Origin of the sequence: Klebsiella sp. 2019SCSN059 (assembly GCF_021739525.1) — a bacterium.
GTDB lineage: Bacteria > Pseudomonadota > Gammaproteobacteria > Enterobacterales > Enterobacteriaceae > Klebsiella > Klebsiella quasipneumoniae.
Genome location: NZ_JAKKOM010000001.1, coordinates 269,536 through 284,813 on the forward strand (window position 1 = coordinate 269,536; position 15,278 = coordinate 284,813).

Here is a 15,278-nt window from a genome sequence, read left to right on the forward strand (position 1 = left end):
GGTAGGCTGTCAAGCATCCATTAGCGAACGGGGAAAGACGATGAACAGCAGCGGCAAGGTCCTTATTCTGGGAGCAAGCGGGGGCATCGGCGGGGAAGTGGCCCGCCGGCTGGCGGCGGACAACTGGCAGGTTCGGGCGCTGAAGCGCGGCGCCCAGGTGCGCGATCCCGAGGAGGGGATGCAGTGGATAGCCGGCGACGCGCTGGATGCCGGGCAGGTGGCTGCGGCGGCTGCCGGTTGCGACGTGATCGTCCATGCGGTCAATCCGCCGGGCTACCGACACTGGCGGCAACAGGTACTGCCTATGCTGCGCAACACCCTGCAGGCCGCCGAACAGCAGCGGGCGTTAGTTGTCCTGCCCGGCACGGTCTATAACTATGGACCGGATGCCTTTCCGCTGATTGCGGAAGAGGCCGCACAACAGCCGGTGACCCGCAAAGGCGCCATCCGGGTGGAGATGGAGCAGGCGCTGGAGGATTATGTGCAGCGCGGCGGCCGGGCGTTGATTGTCCGGGCGGGGGATTTTTTTGGTCCGCGCGCCGGGAATAGCTGGTTTTCCCAGGGGCTGATCAGGCCCGGTCAGCTTCCCGGCGTCATTCGCCGCCCGGGGGCGATCGGCGTGGGGCATCAGTGGGCCTGGCTGCCCGACGTCGCCGCCACCATCGCCGCGCTGCTGGCCCGCAGGCATGAGCTTGAGCCGTTTGCCCGCTTCCATATGCAGGGCCACTGGGACCCGGACGGCAGCGAAATGAGCCAGGCGATCCAGCGGGTGGTCGCCCGCTATGGCGGCAGGGCGGTAGTGAAGTCCTTTCCCTGGTGGCTGGTGAAGCTGGCGGCGCCCTTCAACGCCACCCTGCGCGAAATGGTCGAGATGCACTATCTCTGGCGTCTGCCGGTACGCCTGCGCAACGATAAGCTGGTGGCCTTTTTAGGCGCGGAGCCGCATACCCCGCTCGATCGTGCCGTACATATGACGCTGCAAGGCCTGGGCTGTCTGCCCGCCGGCGCGATAAATAATGAGGCGCGTGAGGCGTAACGCGGCGAGAGAGAGGATCAGATCGGGGCGTTATTGTGACCAAATCATAATAACGTCACTCGTTGTCAAACGATAGCGATCGCATTAAGCTAAACGGATGACGAAAAATACCCCCAACCCAGCAAGCCGTGGCCCCCTTGACCACAGCGTTCGCGACCAGATTCTTGACGCGGCCATGGCGCACTTTAGTCGCTATGGCTATGAAAAGACCACGGTCACCGATCTCGCCAAAGCAATAGGCTTTTCCAAAGCCTATATCTACAAGTTTTTCGACTCCAAGCAGGCGATTGGCGAGGCAATCTGCGCCAGCCGGCTGGAGAAGATCATGGTGGCCGTCAGCGAGGCCATCGCCGATGCCCCCTCCGCCAGTGAAAAGCTGCGCCGCCTCTTCCGGGCGCTGACCGAGGCCGGCAGTGAACTGTTTTTCGAGGATCGCAAACTGTACGACATCGCCGCCGTCGCGGCGCGCGATAAATGGCCCTCAACGGAGCAGTATGCCGGTCATCTGCAGCAGCTGATTGGTCAAATTCTTGTCGAAGGCCGCCAGGCGGGCGAGTTCGAGCGCAAAACTCCGCTGGATGAGGCGACCCTGGCGGTCTATATGGTGATGTGTCCTTTCATCAACCCGGTGCAGCTGCAATACAATCTCGACACCGCGCCTACCGCGGCGGTGCTGCTTGCCTCCCTCATCCTGAGAAGTCTCTCCCTCTGATTAGTGACTATTGACTTTATTGGTCACTCGTCTGAGAATGCGCTCACCAACCGGTCTTTTCATTAAGGTGACCCATGCTCAGGCTCAACGCCGTCCATTTTGCCGTCTGCCTCCTGCCGTTGGCCCTCACGGGCTGCGGCGAACCTGCCGACCATGACGATCCCCGCACGCAGCCGCCGTTGGTGCGGGTGGCCACCGTCGAGCGCGCGGAGGCCAGCTCGCGAGCCTTTACCGGCGTGGTGGTGGCTCGTACCCAAAGCGACCTCGGCTTCAGGGTGGCGGGAAAAGTCCTTGAACGGCTGGTAGAGACAGGGCAGAGCGTCCGGCGCGGTCAACTGCTGTTGCGCCTGGATCCGGCTGATCTTGCCCTGCAGGCGCAGTCCCAACAGCGGGCGGTCGACGCCGCGCGGGCACGAGCCAAAAAGGCGGCTAACGATCTGGCCCGCTATCGCGGCCTGGTGGCCAGCGGCGCCGTCTCGGCGGCGGAGTTCGATCAGATCAACGCGGCGGCAGAGGCGGCGAGAGCCGACCTCAGCGCGGCTCAGGCGCAGGCAAACGTGGCGCAAAACGCCACCGGCTATGCTGGACTGCTGGCGGATGCTGACGGCGTGGTGGTGGAAACGCTCGCCGAGCCGGGGCAGGTGGTCAGCGCCGGGCAGGTGGTGATCCGCCTGGCCCGGGCGGGGCAGCGCGAAGCGCGGGTGCAGCTTCCGGAGACGCTGCGCCCGGCGGTCGGCAGCGAGGCGCTGGCGACACGCTATGGCAGCGAATCTCAGCCGGTCACCGCAACCCTGCGCCTGCTTTCGGACGCAGCTGACGCCGCCACCCGCACCTTTGAAGCGCGCTATGTGCTGAACGGGGCGCTGGCGAACGCCCCGCTGGGGTCTACCGTAACCCTGCGCATCGGCAACGACCAGGGGCCAGGCGAGGTGCTGGAGGTGCCCCTGGCGTCGGTCTACGATCCGGGCAACGGCCCTGGCGTCTGGCGCGTTGCCTCCCGCCCGGCCACCGTCTCCTGGCAACCGGTGACGGTGGTCGGCCTGAATGATGAAACGGCGCGAGTGACCGGTCCGCTGAAGCCCGGGGAGCCGATCGTCGCTCTGGGCGCCCATCTTCTGCACCAGGGCGAGACGGTGCGGCTGGCGGAACGACGCGAGCATACTGCCGTCGGGAGCCAGCCATGAGCGACGGACGTTTTAATCTCTCCGCGCTGGCCGTCCGCGAGCGGTCGGTGACCCTGTTTTTGATTATCCTTATTTCGGTTGCCGGGCTGGTGGCCTTCTTCGGGCTCGGGCGGGCGGAAGATCCGCCCTTCACGGTCAAGCAAATGACGGTCATCACCGTCTGGCCGGGCGCCACCGCGCTGGAGATGCAGGATCAGGTCGCCGAGCCGCTGGAGAAACGGCTCCAGGAGCTGAAGTGGTACGATCGCACCGAGACCTATACCCGCCCCGGGATGGCGTTGATCACCTTATCGCTGCAGGATCAGACCCCGCCTTCCGAGGTGCCGGAGCAGTTTTATCAGGCGCGCAAGAAGCTGGGCGATGAGGCGAAAAACCTGCCTGCCGGCGTCTCCGGTCCGATGATGAATGACGAATTCGCCGATGTCACCTTTGCCCTTTTTGCGCTGAAGGCGCGGGGAGAGCCGCCCCGGCAGCTGGTGCGTGATGCCGAAGCCCTGCGCCAGCAGCTGCTGCATGTTCCCGGGGTGAAAAAAGTGAATATTCTCGGCGAACAGGCGGAGCGCATTTATCTCGCGTTTTCTCATGACCGTCTTGCCACCCTGGGGCTCTCGCCGGAGGCGATTTTTGCCGCGCTGAACAATCAGAATGTGCTGACCGCGGCCGGGGCTATCGAGACCCGCGGCGGGCAGATCTTTATCCGCCTCGACGGGGCGTTCGACCGCCTGCAGCAGATCCGCGACACGCCGATAATTGCCGGGGGCAGAACGCTGAAGCTCGCCGATGTCGCCACGGTTGAGCGGGGGTATGAAGATCCCGCCACCTTCCTGATCCGCAATCAGGGCGAACCGGCGCTGCTGCTCGGCGTGGTGATGCGCGAGGGCTGGAATGGCCTGGCGCTGGGGAAAGCGCTGGACGCCGAAACGGCCAGCATCAATCAGAGCCTGCCGCTCGGCATGTCGTTGACGAAAGTGACCGATCAGTCGGTGAATATCAGCGCCGCGGTCGATGAGTTCATGATCAAATTCTTTGTCGCCCTGCTGGTGGTGATGGCGGTGTGCTTTGTCAGCATGGGGTGGCGCGTGGGGGTGGTGGTCGCGGCGGCGGTGCCGCTCACCCTGGCCGTAGTGTTTGTGATGATGGCGGCCACCGGCAAAAACTTCGACCGCATCACCCTCGGGTCGCTGATCCTCGCCCTGGGGCTGCTGGTGGATGATGCCATTATCGCCATCGAAATGATGGTGGTCAAAATGGAGGAGGGGTACGACCGCCTCAAAGCCTCGGCTTATGCCTGGAGCCATACCGCGGCGCCGATGCTGGCCGGCACCCTGGTGACGGCGGTGGGCTTTATGCCCAACGGGTTTGCGCAATCCACCGCCGGGGAGTATGCCAGCAATGTGTTCTGGATCGTCGGTATCGCGCTGATTGCCTCCTGGATTGTGGCGGTGATTTTTACCCCCTGGCTGGGCGTGCACCTGCTGCCGGAGAGGAAGTCCGCGGCGGCGGGCCACGCCGCGCTGTATGACACCCCACGCTATCAGGGCTTTCGCCGGCTGCTGACCCGGGTTATCGCCCGCAAATGGCGCGTGGCCGCCGGGGTGGTGGTGCTGTTTATGGTGGCGTTACTGGGAATGAGCGTGGTGAAAAAGCAGTTTTTCCCCACCTCCGATCGCCCGGAAGTGCTGGTTGAGGTGCAGATGCCTTACGGGTCGTCGATTATCCAGACCAGCGCCGCGACGGCGAATATTGAGCGCTGGCTGCAGCTGCAGCCGGAGGCGAAGATTGTCACCAGCTATATCGGCCAGGGCGCGCCGCGCTTTTACCTGGCGATGGCCCCGGAGTTGCCGGACCCCTCCTTTGCCAAACTGGTGGTATTGACCGACGGTCCGGCCTCTCGCGAGGCGCTTAAGCTGCGGCTGCGGGAGGCGGTGGCTAATGGCCTGGCGCCGCAGGCGCGGGTGCGCGTCACGCAGCTGGTTTTTGGTCCTTATTCGCCGTATCCGGTCGCCTGGCGGGTGATGGGGCCCGATCCGCATACCCTGCGCGACATCGCCGATCGGGTGAAATCGGTGCTGCAGGCCAGTCCGCTGATGCGCACCGTCAATAGCGACTGGGGTTCGCGCGTGCCGGTGATGCATTTCAGCCTCAATCAGGACCGGCTGCAGGCGAGTGGGCTCAGCTCCCAGGCCGTCGCCCGGCAGCTGCAGTTCCTGCTGTCAGGGATCCCCATCACCACCGTCCGGGAAGATATTCGCGCCGTGCAGGTCATCGGCCGCGCGGCGGGGGATATCCGTCTGGATCCGGCAAAAATCGCCGATTTCACCCTGGTGGGCAGCGACGGGCAGCGAGTTCCCTTGTCGCAGATCGGTGAAGTCGAGATCAGGATGGAAGAACCCCTGCTCCGTCGTCGCGACCGCACGCCGACCATTACCGTCCGGGGCGATGTCGCGGATAACCTGCAGCCGCCGGATGTCTCCACCGCGCTGATGACGTCGCTGCAGCCCATTATCGACTCCCTGCCGCCGGGGTATCGCATCGAGACGGCGGGGTCAATCGAGGAGTCCGGCAAAGCCACCCGGGCGATGGTGCCGTTATTTCCGATCATGATCGCCCTCACGCTGCTGATCATTATCCTGCAGGTGCGCTCCCTGTCGGCGATGGTCATGGTCTTCCTGACCGCCCCGCTGGGGCTGATTGGCGTGGTGCCGACGCTGCTGCTGTTCAATCAGCCGTTTGGCATCAATGCCCTTGTGGGCCTGATCGCCCTGTCGGGGATCCTGATGCGAAATACGCTGATCCTGATTGGTCAAATCCACCATAACCAGCAGGCGGGGCTCGATCCGTTCCACGCGGTGGTGGAGGCGACGGTGCAGCGAGCCCGTCCGGTTCTGCTGACCGCGCTGGCGGCGATCCTGGCGTTCATTCCGCTGACGCATTCGGTTTTCTGGGGGACGCTCGCCTATACGCTGATTGGCGGGACGCTGGGGGGAACCATCATGACCCTTATCTTCCTGCCGGCCATGTATGCGATCTGGTTCCGCATCCGCCCGGAGCGCCCGGCTGACGCAGCGCAACGGCCGGCGCTGGACCCGCAGGGGTAATTTCGGTTGCCGGGCCAAGGCACGCGGTCAGGCCCGGCCCCGGGCTGCGTCAGGCAGATAAGGATACCGGGACCGCACGGCTGCGCTGTTGATCTTTTTCCAGCCGGTCGAGGCAATCGAGGCTGATGGCCGAGGGGGAGGTGGCGCCGGTGAGGGTCATGGTGACCTTCATATCCTCGGCAAATAAGCGCAGCAGGTGCGCCACGCCCGCTTCGCCCGCGGCGGCCAGGGCATAAATATAGGCCCGACCAAGCAGGACCCCCTTCGCGCCGAGGGCGAGCAGGCGAATAACGTCCACGCCGGAGCGCACTCCGGAGTCGGCTAGGACCGTCAGATCGTCGCCGACCGCCTCCGCCACCCGCGGCAGCGCTCGGGCGGTGGGGATGGCGCCATCGAGCTGTCTGCCGCCGTGATTGGAGACCACAATGCCGTCGGCGCCCAGCCGCACGGCATTGCGCGCATCCTCGGCATCAAGGATCCCTTTGATGATCAGCTTTCCTGGCCAGCTGTCGCGGATCCACTCCAGATCGTGCCAGGCGATGGACGGGTCGAAGTTGTTGCTGATAAACCCCATATAGTCGTCCATGGTCATTTTGTGGCCGGTATAGGCTTCGATATTACCGAACGACAGAGGCCTGCCCGCCAGGCCGACGTTCATTGCCCAGCGCGGGTGGGTGCAGGCCTGAAGATACTGTCGCAAGGTGGCGTGCGGCCCGGACATTCCTGAGCGGTTGTCCCGATACCGTGAGCCGGGGATCGGCATATCGACAGTGAATACCAGGGTTTTCATGCCGGCGGCCCAGGCGCGCTCCAGCGCGTTACGCATGTAGCCGCGATCTTTCAGGACGTACAGCTGGGACCAGAGCGCGCCGCTGGCGTGGCTCGCCACCTCCTCAATGGAGCAGACCGACACGGTGGACAGCGTGTAAGGGATCCCGGCGCGGGAGGCGGCGCGGGCCGCCTGGACTTCGCCGCGGCGGGCATACATGCCGGTGGCGCCGACCGGCCCCAGCGCCACGGGCATCGCCCATGGGGCATCAAGGATGGTGGTGGCCAGCGTCGGTTCACCCGCCCCGCACAGCACGCGCTGGCGAAGAGCGACCGAGGCGAGCTCGGCGGCATTGGCGTTCATGGTATTTTCCGCCACCGCGCCACCGTCAATATAGTCAAAAAGGAAACGGGGCAGACGGCGACGAGCGGCTTCGCGATAATCGCTGGGGGCTGAAACAATCATAATTATATCCTTATGTCTTTTAACCTAAGTGGATGTTCTGCAGGCAAAAAAACTATAGGCTTCTTAAAATCGTTGGGGAAATGAAATATTAGCATCTCAGCCATTCCCTAATGGAATAATCTGGATTTGTCGCTTAATGAGTTATTTCTTTTTTTTGCCTCAGGCACGCGCGTTATTTTTATTTATTTCCGCGACGCGTGAATTCGGCCAAATAAAAGACCCGACGTGGTGCGACAGCGTTATGCGCTATCGCCATAGTAAGGAAGCGTGGTCAACTCGGCGCCTGCCTTTTCCAGCAGGCGTAAAGAAAGTGAATTTGAAATGGAGCAGTGGATATCTTTTGCTAGCCTTTCTGATGAGGACAGACGGAGCGACACCATGAAAGATAAAGATGAACAAACGGCATTGATTGGCATGGCTATCGGCGCGGCGGTCATTAGCTTAGTGGCGACCCAAAAGCAGATTAATCAGGGGAGTATCGTGGATGAGCTGGTGCGGCTGGGCAGACAGAAGGGGGATGGGGTGGAGGATGAGGTCTTTGTCCAGGCCGCCCGCCTGGTGAGAAAAGGGACCTAGCCAACCGATAGCCTTCCTGACTACCCGTTTCATCGCGGTTTACATCCCCCCCGATCGCGGCCACGTCCCCGCCAGGCCGCGACCGCCCCTGCCGAAAGCGTCGCGCCTTGACGCTTTCTTCTCACGCTTTCTCATTCCGCAGGCCAGCGCCTGTTCAGCGCGCATGGCCGCTTAGTGACGCCGTCACTTTTTCCGTTTCTGCGCCAGGGTGAATCAGGAAGGTGGTCTGCTGCTATCGCATAAATCGGTATTTTCGATACATCTTTGCCATTGCGTGCGGTAACAGAACAATATCAGAATAACATATTATAAATCATATGATTAGGTTCCACTTGCGTACCCTGATAATCCCCGGGCAAGGGTCTATGCTTATAAAAAGCGCTAAATGAGGCAATACCCCTGCTGGAGAAGGGTTGAAGTGATAATCATTATCACTAACATGGCGGTATGCCTTGATGGCGCCAACCTGGAGGTCTATCGATGGAAGTACAAGCAGGAACCTTTAATCCCGCCGATTTCAGCTGGCAGGGACTGACCATGACGCCGGCCGCTGCCGCGCATATTCGCGATCTGATGCGTAAGCAGCCGGACAAAAAGGGGCTACGGCTGGGTATCAAAACCAGCGGCTGCGCCGGTTTTGGCTATGTGCTCGAAATGATTGCCGAGCCGGCGCCCGACGATCTGCTCTTTGAATCTGACGGGGCGAAGCTGTTTGCGCCGCTGCAGGCGATGCCGTTCATTGACGGCACGGAGCTGGATTACGTCAGGGAAGGTTTAAATGAAATCTTTAAATTTCATAACCCGAAAGCGCAGCACGAGTGCGGCTGCGGCGAAAGTTTTGGGGTGCAGGCGGAGTAACTATGTCGCGTAATACTGAAGCAACAGACGATGTCAAAACCTGGACCGGCGGCCCGCTCAATTATAAAGAGGGCTTTTTCACTCGCCTGCAGACCGATGAGCTGGCCAAAGGCATTAATGAAGAGGTGGTTCGCGCCATCTCCGCCCGTCGCAATGAGCCGCAGTGGATGCTGGAGTTCCGGCTCAATGCCTACCGGGCGTGGCTGGAGATGGAAGAGCCGCACTGGCTGAAGGCGCATTACGATAAGCTGAATTATCAGGATTACAGCTACTATTCCGCCCCCTCCTGCGGCAACTGCGATGAGACCTGCGCCTCCGAGCCCGGCGCGGTGCAGCAGACCGGGGCCAACACCTTCCTGACCAGCGAGGTGGAAGAAGCCTTTAACCAGCTGGGCGTGCCGGTGCGCGAAGGGCGCGAGGTGGCGGTGGACGCGATTTTCGACTCGGTGTCGGTGGCGACCACCTACCGTGAAAAGCTGGCGGAGCAGGGGATCATCTTCTGCTCTTTCGGCGAGGCGATCCACGACCATCCGGAACTGGTGAAAAAGTATCTGGGGACCGTGGTGCCGGGCAATGACAACTTCTTTGCCGCGCTGAACGCCGCGGTGGCTTCGGATGGCACCTTTATCTATGTGCCGAAGGGCGTCCGCTGTCCGATGGAGCTGTCGACCTATTTCCGCATCAACGCCGAAAAGACCGGCCAGTTCGAACGCACCATTCTGGTGGCCGATGAAGGCAGCTACGTCAGCTACATTGAGGGCTGCTCGGCGCCGGTGCGCGACAGCTATCAGCTGCACGCCGCGGTGGTGGAAGTCATCATCCATAAAGACGCGGAAGTGAAATACTCCACGGTGCAGAACTGGTTCCCGGGGGATAACAACACCGGCGGGATCCTCAACTTTGTCACCAAACGCGCCCTGTGCGAAGGGGAGAACAGCAAAATGTCATGGACCCAGTCGGAAACCGGCTCGGCCATCACCTGGAAATACCCCAGCTGCATCCTGCGCGGCGATAACTCGATCGGCGAATTCTTTTCGGTGGCGCTGACCAGCGGTCATCAGCAGGCGGACACCGGCACCAAAATGATCCATATCGGCAAGAACACCCGCTCGACCATCATCTCGAAAGGGATCTCCGCCGGACACAGCCAGAACAGCTATCGCGGGCTGGTCAAAATCATGCCGACCGCGACCAACGCCCGCAACTTCACCCAGTGCGATTCGATGCTGATCGGCCCGGACTGCGGGGCGCATACCTTCCCGTATGTGGAATGTCGCAACAACAGCGCCCAGCTGGAGCACGAAGCGACCACCTCGCGGATCGGTGAGGACCAGCTGTTCTACTGCCTGCAGCGCGGGATCAGCGAAGATGATGCCATCTCGATGATCGTCAACGGCTTCTGTAAAGACGTCTTCTCCGAACTGCCGCTGGAGTTCGCCGTCGAAGCGCAAAAATTGCTGGCCATTAGCCTTGAGCATAGCGTCGGCTGATAATTAAGGAAAAAAGATGTTAAGTATTCAAGATTTACACGTCGCCGTCGAAGATAAAGCGATCCTGCGCGGGCTGAACCTTGAGGTGCGTCCGGGGGAGGTCCACGCCATTATGGGGCCGAACGGCTCGGGGAAAAGCACGCTTTCGGCCACCCTGGCCGGGCGCGAAGATTACGAGGTCACCGGCGGCAGCGTCGAATTTAAGGGCAAAAACCTGCTGGAGCTCGCCCCGGAAGATCGCGCCGGGGAAGGCATCTTTATGGCCTTCCAGTATCCGGTGGAGATCCCCGGCGTCAGCAACCAGTTCTTCCTGCAGACCGCGCTGAATGCCGTGCGCAGCTATCGCGGCCAGGAGCCGCTAGATCGCTTTGACTTTCAGGATTTAATGGAAGAGAAAATCAGGTTGCTGCAGATGCCGGAAGATCTGCTGACCCGTTCGGTGAACGTGGGTTTCTCCGGCGGCGAAAAAAAGCGCAACGACATTCTGCAGATGGCGGTGCTTGAGCCGGAGTTGTGCATTCTCGATGAATCGGATTCCGGGCTCGACATCGATGCCCTGAAAATCGTCTCCCAGGGCGTGAACGCGCTGCGCGACGGCAAACGCGCCTTCATCATCGTCACTCACTATCAGCGCATCCTTGACTATATCAAGCCGGACTATGTCCATGTGCTGTATCAGGGGCGGATTGTGAAGTCGGGGGATTTCACTCTCGTCAAACAGCTGGAGGAGCAGGGCTATGGCTGGCTTACCGAACAGCAGTAATGCGCTGCAGCAGTGGCACCATCTGTTTGAAGCGCAGGGCGACCAGCGTACGCCGGAGGCCAGTCAGCATCTGCAGCAGCTGTTGCGCCTGGGTCTGCCGACGCGCAAGCAGGAGGACTGGAAATACACCCCGCTGGACGCGCTGATTAACGGCCGCTTCGTCGCCGATGAGGGAGCGTCGATCAGCGCCGAACAGCGTGACGCGCTGGCGCTGCCGCTGGACGCCTGGCGACTGGTGTTTATCGACGGTCGCTATCATCCTGAGCTGAGCGACGATCTCGCCGCCAGCGGCGTGGAGGTCAGTGTCGATAACCAGCGCCAGCATCTGCCGGATGCCCTCCAGCCGGAGGTGTTTCTCCATCTGACCGAAAGCCTGGCGCAGACGGTGACCCGCCTGCGCGTGCCGCGCAACCGCCGCCTGGATAAGCCGCTGCTGCTGATGCATATCACCCGCGGCCTGGCCGGCGATGCGCTGAATACCGCCCACTATCGTCACCATCTGGCGCTGGAGAGCGGGGCGGAGGCGACGATTATCGAGCACTATCTTAGCCTTGATGAGCAACCGCACTTCACCGGCGGGCGGCTGACCATGACGGTGGCGGACAACGCGCGCCTGCAGCACATCAAGCTGGCGTTCGAGAACGCGCACAGCTACCACTTCGCCCATAACGACCTGCTGCTGGGCCGCGACGCCTCGGCTTTCAGCAGCAGTTTCCTGCTCGGCGGTCAGGTGCTGCGTCATCACACCAGCACGCGTCTGGGCGGCGAAAACAGCGGCCTGCGTCTTAACTCGCTGGCGATGCCGGTGAAAAATGAGGTCTGCGACAGCCGCACCTGGCTGGACCACCAGGTGGGGTACTGCACCAGCCGCCAGCTGCATAAAACCATTGTCAGCGATAAGGGCCGGGCGGTGTTTAACGGGCTGATCAACGTCGCGCCGCATGCGCTGAAAACCGACGGCCAGATGACCAACAACAATCTGCTGCTCGGGCGGCTGGCGGAGGTCGACACCAAACCGCAGCTGGAGATTTACGCCGATGACGTGAAATGCAGCCACGGGGCGACGGTAGGGCGCATTGACGAAGAACAGCTGTTCTATCTGCGCTCGCGCGGGATTGAACAGCAGGCGGCGCAGCAGATGATCCTCTACGCCTTCGCCGCCGAGCTTACCGAAGCTATCCACAGCGACGCGCTCAGAGAGCAGGTGCTGGCGCGGATTGGAGAGCGTTTGCCGGGAGGCACAGCATGACATTTTCAGTAGAACGGGTTCGCGCCGATTTTCCGGTACTGAGCCGGGAGGTCAACGGCCAGCCGCTGGTCTATCTTGACAGCGCCGCCAGCGCCCAGAAACCGGAGGCGGTGATTGGCGCCGAAGCGGAATTCTATCGCCACGGCTACGCGGCGGTGCATCGTGGGATCCATACCCTCAGCGCGGAAGCCACCGCGCGGATGGAGGCGGTGCGCCAGCAGGCGGCCATCTTCCTTAACGCCGGCTCGGCGGAGGAGCTGGTATTCGTGCGCGGCACCACCGAGGGCATTAACCTGGTGGCCAACAGCTGGGGAAACGCCAACGTCGGCGCCGGGGATAACATCATCATCAGCGAGATGGAGCACCACGCCAACATCGTACCGTGGCAGATGCTCTGCGCCAGGGTAGGGGCTGAGCTGCGGGTGATCCCCCTCAACCCGGACGGCACCCTGATGCTGGACGTGGTTCCCGGGCTGTTTGACCAGCGTACCCGCCTGCTGGCGATAACCGAAGTCTCCAACGTGCTGGGGACGGAAAACCCGCTGTCGGCGCTGATTGCCCTTGCGCATCAACATGGCGCGAAAGTGCTGGTGGACGGCGCCCAGGCGGTGATGCACCACCCGGTGGACGTTCAGGCGCTGGGCTGCGATTTTTATGTCTTCTCCGGCCATAAACTGTACGGCCCGACCGGGATCGGCGTGCTCTACGCCCGGGCCGAGCTGCTGCAGACAATGGCGCCATGGGAAGGGGGCGGGTCGATGATCGCCACCGTCAGCCTGACGGAGGGCACCACCTGGAACCTGGCGCCGTGGCGCTTTGAGGCCGGCACGCCGAATACCGGGGGGATCATTGGCCTCGGCGCGGCGCTGAGCTACGTCAGCCAGCTGGGACTGACCCAGATCGCCGAATACGAGCAGACGCTGATGCGCTACGCGCTGGAGGCCCTGCGCGCGGTGCCGGATCTGATCCTCTACGGTCCGGCGCAGCGCAAAGGGGTGATTGCCTTTAACCTCGGCCAGCATCACGCCTATGACGTCGGCAGCTTCCTCGATAACTACGGGATCGCCGTGCGGACCGGGCATCACTGCGCCATGCCGCTGATGGCCCGCTATCAGGTACCGGCCATGTGTCGGGCGTCGCTGGCGATGTACAATACCACGGAAGAGGTGGACCGCCTGGTGGCCGGCCTCCAGCGGATCCACAAACTATTAGGGTAAAGGACGTGACGATGGCGGCATTACCGGACAAAGACAAACTGTTGCGCAATTTTAGCCGTTGCGCCAACTGGGAAGAGAAGTATCTCTATATCATTGAGCTGGGCCAGCGGCTGCCGCCGCTGAGCGCCGAGGAGCACAGCCCGCAGAACATTATTCAGGGCTGTCAAAGCCAGGTGTGGATCGTGATGGCGCAGGATCCTTCCGGCGTTGTCACCCTGCGCGGCGACAGCGATGCGGCGATTGTCAAAGGGCTGATTGCGGTGGTGTTTATCCTTTATGACCGGATGACCGCCCAGGACATCACCGAGTTCGACGTCCGCCCGTGGTTTGAAAAAATGGCCCTCACCCAGCATCTTACCCCCTCCCGCTCGCAGGGCCTCGAAGCCATGATCCGCGCGATACGCGCGAAAGCCGCAAATATTAGCTAGAATAAACAGGTAGATTTCATTCTGTTACGTCCGGCAGGGCGCTGACCCTGCCGCCGTTCAGTCTCCTGGCGTTTTATCAGCGAAAGAAGGAATCTCAGTATGAAACGCAAAACGATGATCGCTTTAGCCCTTCTCGGCGCCCTTGGCGCCACCCCGGCCGCCTGGGCCGTCGATTACCCGCTGCCTCCGGCCAACAGCCGGCTGATTGGCCAGAACCAGTACTGGACGGTTCAGGAGAGCGATCGCAACCTGCAGGCGATTGCCCGCCATTTCGATACCGCGGCGATGCTGATCCTTGAAGCCAACGATACCATCGCGCCGGTGCAGCCGAAGCCCGGGACCCAGGTGCTGATCCCTTCTCAGATGCTGCTGCCCGACGTGCCGCGGGAGGGGATTGTCGTCAACCTCGCGGAGCTGCGGCTGTACTACTTCCCGCCGGGAGAGAATCAGGTCCAGGTTTATCCCCTGGGCATCGGCCAGTTAGGGCTGGAAACGCCGGAGATGACCACCCGCGTCGGGCAGAAGATCCCTAACCCGACCTGGACACCGACCGCCGGCATCCGCGCGCGCTCGCTGGAGAAAGGGGTGACGCTCCCGGCGGTGGTGCCGGCCGGGCCGAATAACCCGCTGGGCCGCTATGCGCTGCGTCTGGCCTACGGTAACGGCGAATATCTCATCCACGGGACTAACGCGCCGGACAGCGTTGGGCTGCGCGTCAGCTCGGGCTGTATGCGGATGAACGCCGATGACATCAAGGCGCTGTTCAGTCAGGTGAAAACCGGGACGCCGGTGCGGATCATCAATCAGCCGGTGAAGTTTGCCGTCGAGCCGGATGGTAAACGTTATGTAGAGGTCCACAGGCCGCTGTCGCAAACGGAAGGGGAAAACACCCGGACCATCGCTTACACGCTGCCAGCGGCGTTTCACGCCTTCGCAGAGGATAAAGCGGTGGATGACCTGCAGCTGAAAAAAGCGATGTCGAGAAGGGCGGGCTATCCGGTGGTGGTATCGACGGGGGCGGGTAGCGCGGCGACGTCGCTGTCGGCGCAGAACAGTTCGTCTGACAACGGCCTGCTCACCCAGTAGCCCTCAGCGCGAGGGCAAAAAAAATGGCGCACAGAGTGCGCCATTTTTATTACCAGAACTCTTACTTACGGTAAGAGTGAGCCTGGTTGTCCAGACGCTGGTTAGCGCGAGCTGCGTCGTCTTTAGCAGCCTGAACGTCGGAACGCATTGCGTTCACGTCGTTGCTCAGCTGGTCAACTTTAGCGTTCAGAGTCTGAACGTCAGAAGACAGCTGATCGATTTTAGCATTGCTGGAGCAACCAGCCAGCAGAGTAGAACCCAGGATTACCGCGCCCAGTACCAGTTTAGTACGATTCATTATTAATACCCTCTAGATTGAGTTAATCTCCATGTAGCGTTACAAGTAT

Annotated in this window: 14 protein-coding genes and 1 pseudogene; 12 read left to right on the forward strand and 3 right to left on the reverse strand. The window is 61.7% G+C overall.

Translation table 11 applies throughout. From position 1 onward, the window contains the following. Positions 1-40: 40 nt before the first annotated feature. The 4 genes from L2I46_RS01380 to L2I46_RS01395 all read left to right on the forward strand — a co-directional run bounded on the left by L2I46_RS01380 (position 41) and on the right by L2I46_RS01395 (position 6,030). Complete coding sequence (locus L2I46_RS01380) at positions 41-1,036, forward strand: NAD-dependent epimerase/dehydratase family protein (RefSeq protein ID WP_032453246.1); 996 nt, start codon at positions 41-43, stop codon at positions 1,034-1,036. Between the two features lie 97 nt (positions 1,037-1,133). Further along, positions 1,134-1,748: a TetR/AcrR family transcriptional regulator gene (locus tag L2I46_RS01385; protein ID WP_272909633.1), complete on the forward strand. Its 615-nt coding sequence runs from the start codon at positions 1,134-1,136 to the stop codon at positions 1,746-1,748. Between the two features lie 74 nt (positions 1,749-1,822). Continuing rightward, on the forward strand, positions 1,823-2,932 hold the full coding sequence (locus L2I46_RS01390) for an efflux RND transporter periplasmic adaptor subunit (protein WP_236947479.1): 1,110 nt from the start codon (positions 1,823-1,825) through the stop codon (positions 2,930-2,932). Next, positions 2,929-6,030 carry an efflux RND transporter permease subunit gene (locus L2I46_RS01395; RefSeq protein WP_236947480.1) on the forward strand — a complete coding sequence of 1,034 codons (3,102 nt, stop codon included), beginning with the start codon at positions 2,929-2,931 and terminating at the stop codon, positions 6,028-6,030. The genes L2I46_RS01390 and L2I46_RS01395 overlap by 4 nt, the downstream gene beginning before the upstream one ends. 49 nt (positions 6,031-6,079) lie before the next feature. Here the strand turns inward: L2I46_RS01395 and lldD are convergent, their stop codons facing one another. Further along, a complete protein-coding gene (lldD, locus tag L2I46_RS01400; RefSeq protein WP_048297731.1) occupies positions 6,080-7,264 on the reverse strand; it encodes an FMN-dependent L-lactate dehydrogenase LldD in 1,185 nt (394 codons plus the stop codon). A 290-nt stretch (positions 7,265-7,554) separates the two neighbouring features. Continuing rightward, positions 7,555-7,644 (reverse strand): annotated as a pseudogene (locus L2I46_RS01405) (hypothetical protein); the annotation flags it as partial. Between L2I46_RS01405 and L2I46_RS01410 the strand changes: the two are divergent. From L2I46_RS01410 to ldtE, 8 genes are all read left to right on the forward strand, one after another. Further along, the gene (locus tag L2I46_RS01410; protein ID WP_004203090.1) at positions 7,643-7,840 is read left to right on the forward strand and encodes a hypothetical protein; all 198 of its coding nucleotides are present in this window, start codon (positions 7,643-7,645) and stop codon (positions 7,838-7,840) included. The pseudogene L2I46_RS01405 and the gene L2I46_RS01410 sit on opposite strands and share 2 nt — an antisense overlap. Positions 7,841-8,320: 480 nt before the next feature. Beyond that, positions 8,321-8,698 (forward strand): Fe-S cluster assembly scaffold SufA, encoded by a 378-nt coding sequence (gene sufA, locus L2I46_RS01415; protein ID WP_004143232.1) that lies wholly within the window; start codon positions 8,321-8,323, stop codon positions 8,696-8,698. Positions 8,699-8,700: 2 nt separating this feature from the next. Next, positions 8,701-10,188, forward strand: a complete 1,488-nt coding sequence (sufB, locus tag L2I46_RS01420) for a Fe-S cluster assembly protein SufB (RefSeq protein ID WP_023290077.1) — start codon at positions 8,701-8,703, stop codon at positions 10,186-10,188. Positions 10,189-10,204: 16 nt separating this feature from the next. Then, positions 10,205-10,951 carry a Fe-S cluster assembly ATPase SufC gene (sufC, locus tag L2I46_RS01425; protein WP_032453238.1) on the forward strand — a complete coding sequence of 249 codons (747 nt, stop codon included), beginning with the start codon at positions 10,205-10,207 and terminating at the stop codon, positions 10,949-10,951. After that, on the forward strand, positions 10,926-12,200 hold the full coding sequence (sufD, locus tag L2I46_RS01430; protein ID WP_236947481.1) for a Fe-S cluster assembly protein SufD: 1,275 nt from the start codon (positions 10,926-10,928) through the stop codon (positions 12,198-12,200). The genes sufC and sufD overlap by 26 nt, the downstream gene beginning before the upstream one ends. Next, entirely contained in the window at positions 12,197-13,417 is a 1,221-nt protein-coding gene (sufS, locus tag L2I46_RS01435) for a cysteine desulfurase SufS (protein WP_236947482.1), read from the forward strand. Before sufD ends, sufS begins: the two co-directional genes overlap by 4 nt. 11 nt (positions 13,418-13,428) lie before the next feature. After that, the gene (gene sufE, locus L2I46_RS01440; protein ID WP_023290073.1) at positions 13,429-13,845 is read left to right on the forward strand and encodes a cysteine desulfuration protein SufE; all 417 of its coding nucleotides are present in this window, start codon (positions 13,429-13,431) and stop codon (positions 13,843-13,845) included. A gap of 99 nt (positions 13,846-13,944) precedes the next feature. Then, complete coding sequence (gene ldtE, locus L2I46_RS01445) at positions 13,945-14,931, forward strand: L,D-transpeptidase LdtE (protein WP_023290072.1); 987 nt, start codon at positions 13,945-13,947, stop codon at positions 14,929-14,931. 61 nt (positions 14,932-14,992) lie between these two features. Here the strand turns inward: ldtE and L2I46_RS01450 are convergent, their stop codons facing one another. Then, complete coding sequence (locus tag L2I46_RS01450) at positions 14,993-15,229, reverse strand: major outer membrane lipoprotein (protein ID WP_002908860.1); 237 nt, start codon at positions 15,227-15,229, stop codon at positions 14,993-14,995. Positions 15,230-15,278 lie beyond the last annotated feature (49 nt).

Coding starts and splice junctions, on each gene's coding strand:
- L2I46_RS01450 (WP_002908860.1), bottom strand. CDS start 15,229: ATGAATCGTACTAAACTGGTACTGGGCGCGGTAATCCTGGGTTCTACT.
- L2I46_RS01410 (WP_004203090.1), top strand. CDS start 7,643: ATGAAAGATAAAGATGAACAAACGGCATTGATTGGCATGGCTATCGGC.
- L2I46_RS01395 (WP_236947480.1), top strand. CDS start 2,929: ATGAGCGACGGACGTTTTAATCTCTCCGCGCTGGCCGTCCGCGAGCGG.
- lldD (WP_048297731.1), bottom strand. CDS start 7,264: ATGATTGTTTCAGCCCCCAGCGATTATCGCGAAGCCGCTCGTCGCCGT.
- sufE (WP_023290073.1), top strand. CDS start 13,429: ATGGCGGCATTACCGGACAAAGACAAACTGTTGCGCAATTTTAGCCGT.
- sufC (WP_032453238.1), top strand. CDS start 10,205: ATGTTAAGTATTCAAGATTTACACGTCGCCGTCGAAGATAAAGCGATC.
- sufA (WP_004143232.1), top strand. CDS start 8,321: ATGGAAGTACAAGCAGGAACCTTTAATCCCGCCGATTTCAGCTGGCAG.
- L2I46_RS01390 (WP_236947479.1), top strand. CDS start 1,823: ATGCTCAGGCTCAACGCCGTCCATTTTGCCGTCTGCCTCCTGCCGTTG.
- sufD (WP_236947481.1), top strand. CDS start 10,926: ATGGCTGGCTTACCGAACAGCAGTAATGCGCTGCAGCAGTGGCACCAT.
- sufS (WP_236947482.1), top strand. CDS start 12,197: ATGACATTTTCAGTAGAACGGGTTCGCGCCGATTTTCCGGTACTGAGC.
- sufB (WP_023290077.1), top strand. CDS start 8,701: ATGTCGCGTAATACTGAAGCAACAGACGATGTCAAAACCTGGACCGGC.
- L2I46_RS01385 (WP_272909633.1), top strand. CDS start 1,134: ATGACGAAAAATACCCCCAACCCAGCAAGCCGTGGCCCCCTTGACCAC.
- ldtE (WP_023290072.1), top strand. CDS start 13,945: ATGAAACGCAAAACGATGATCGCTTTAGCCCTTCTCGGCGCCCTTGGC.
- L2I46_RS01380 (WP_032453246.1), top strand. CDS start 41: ATGAACAGCAGCGGCAAGGTCCTTATTCTGGGAGCAAGCGGGGGCATC.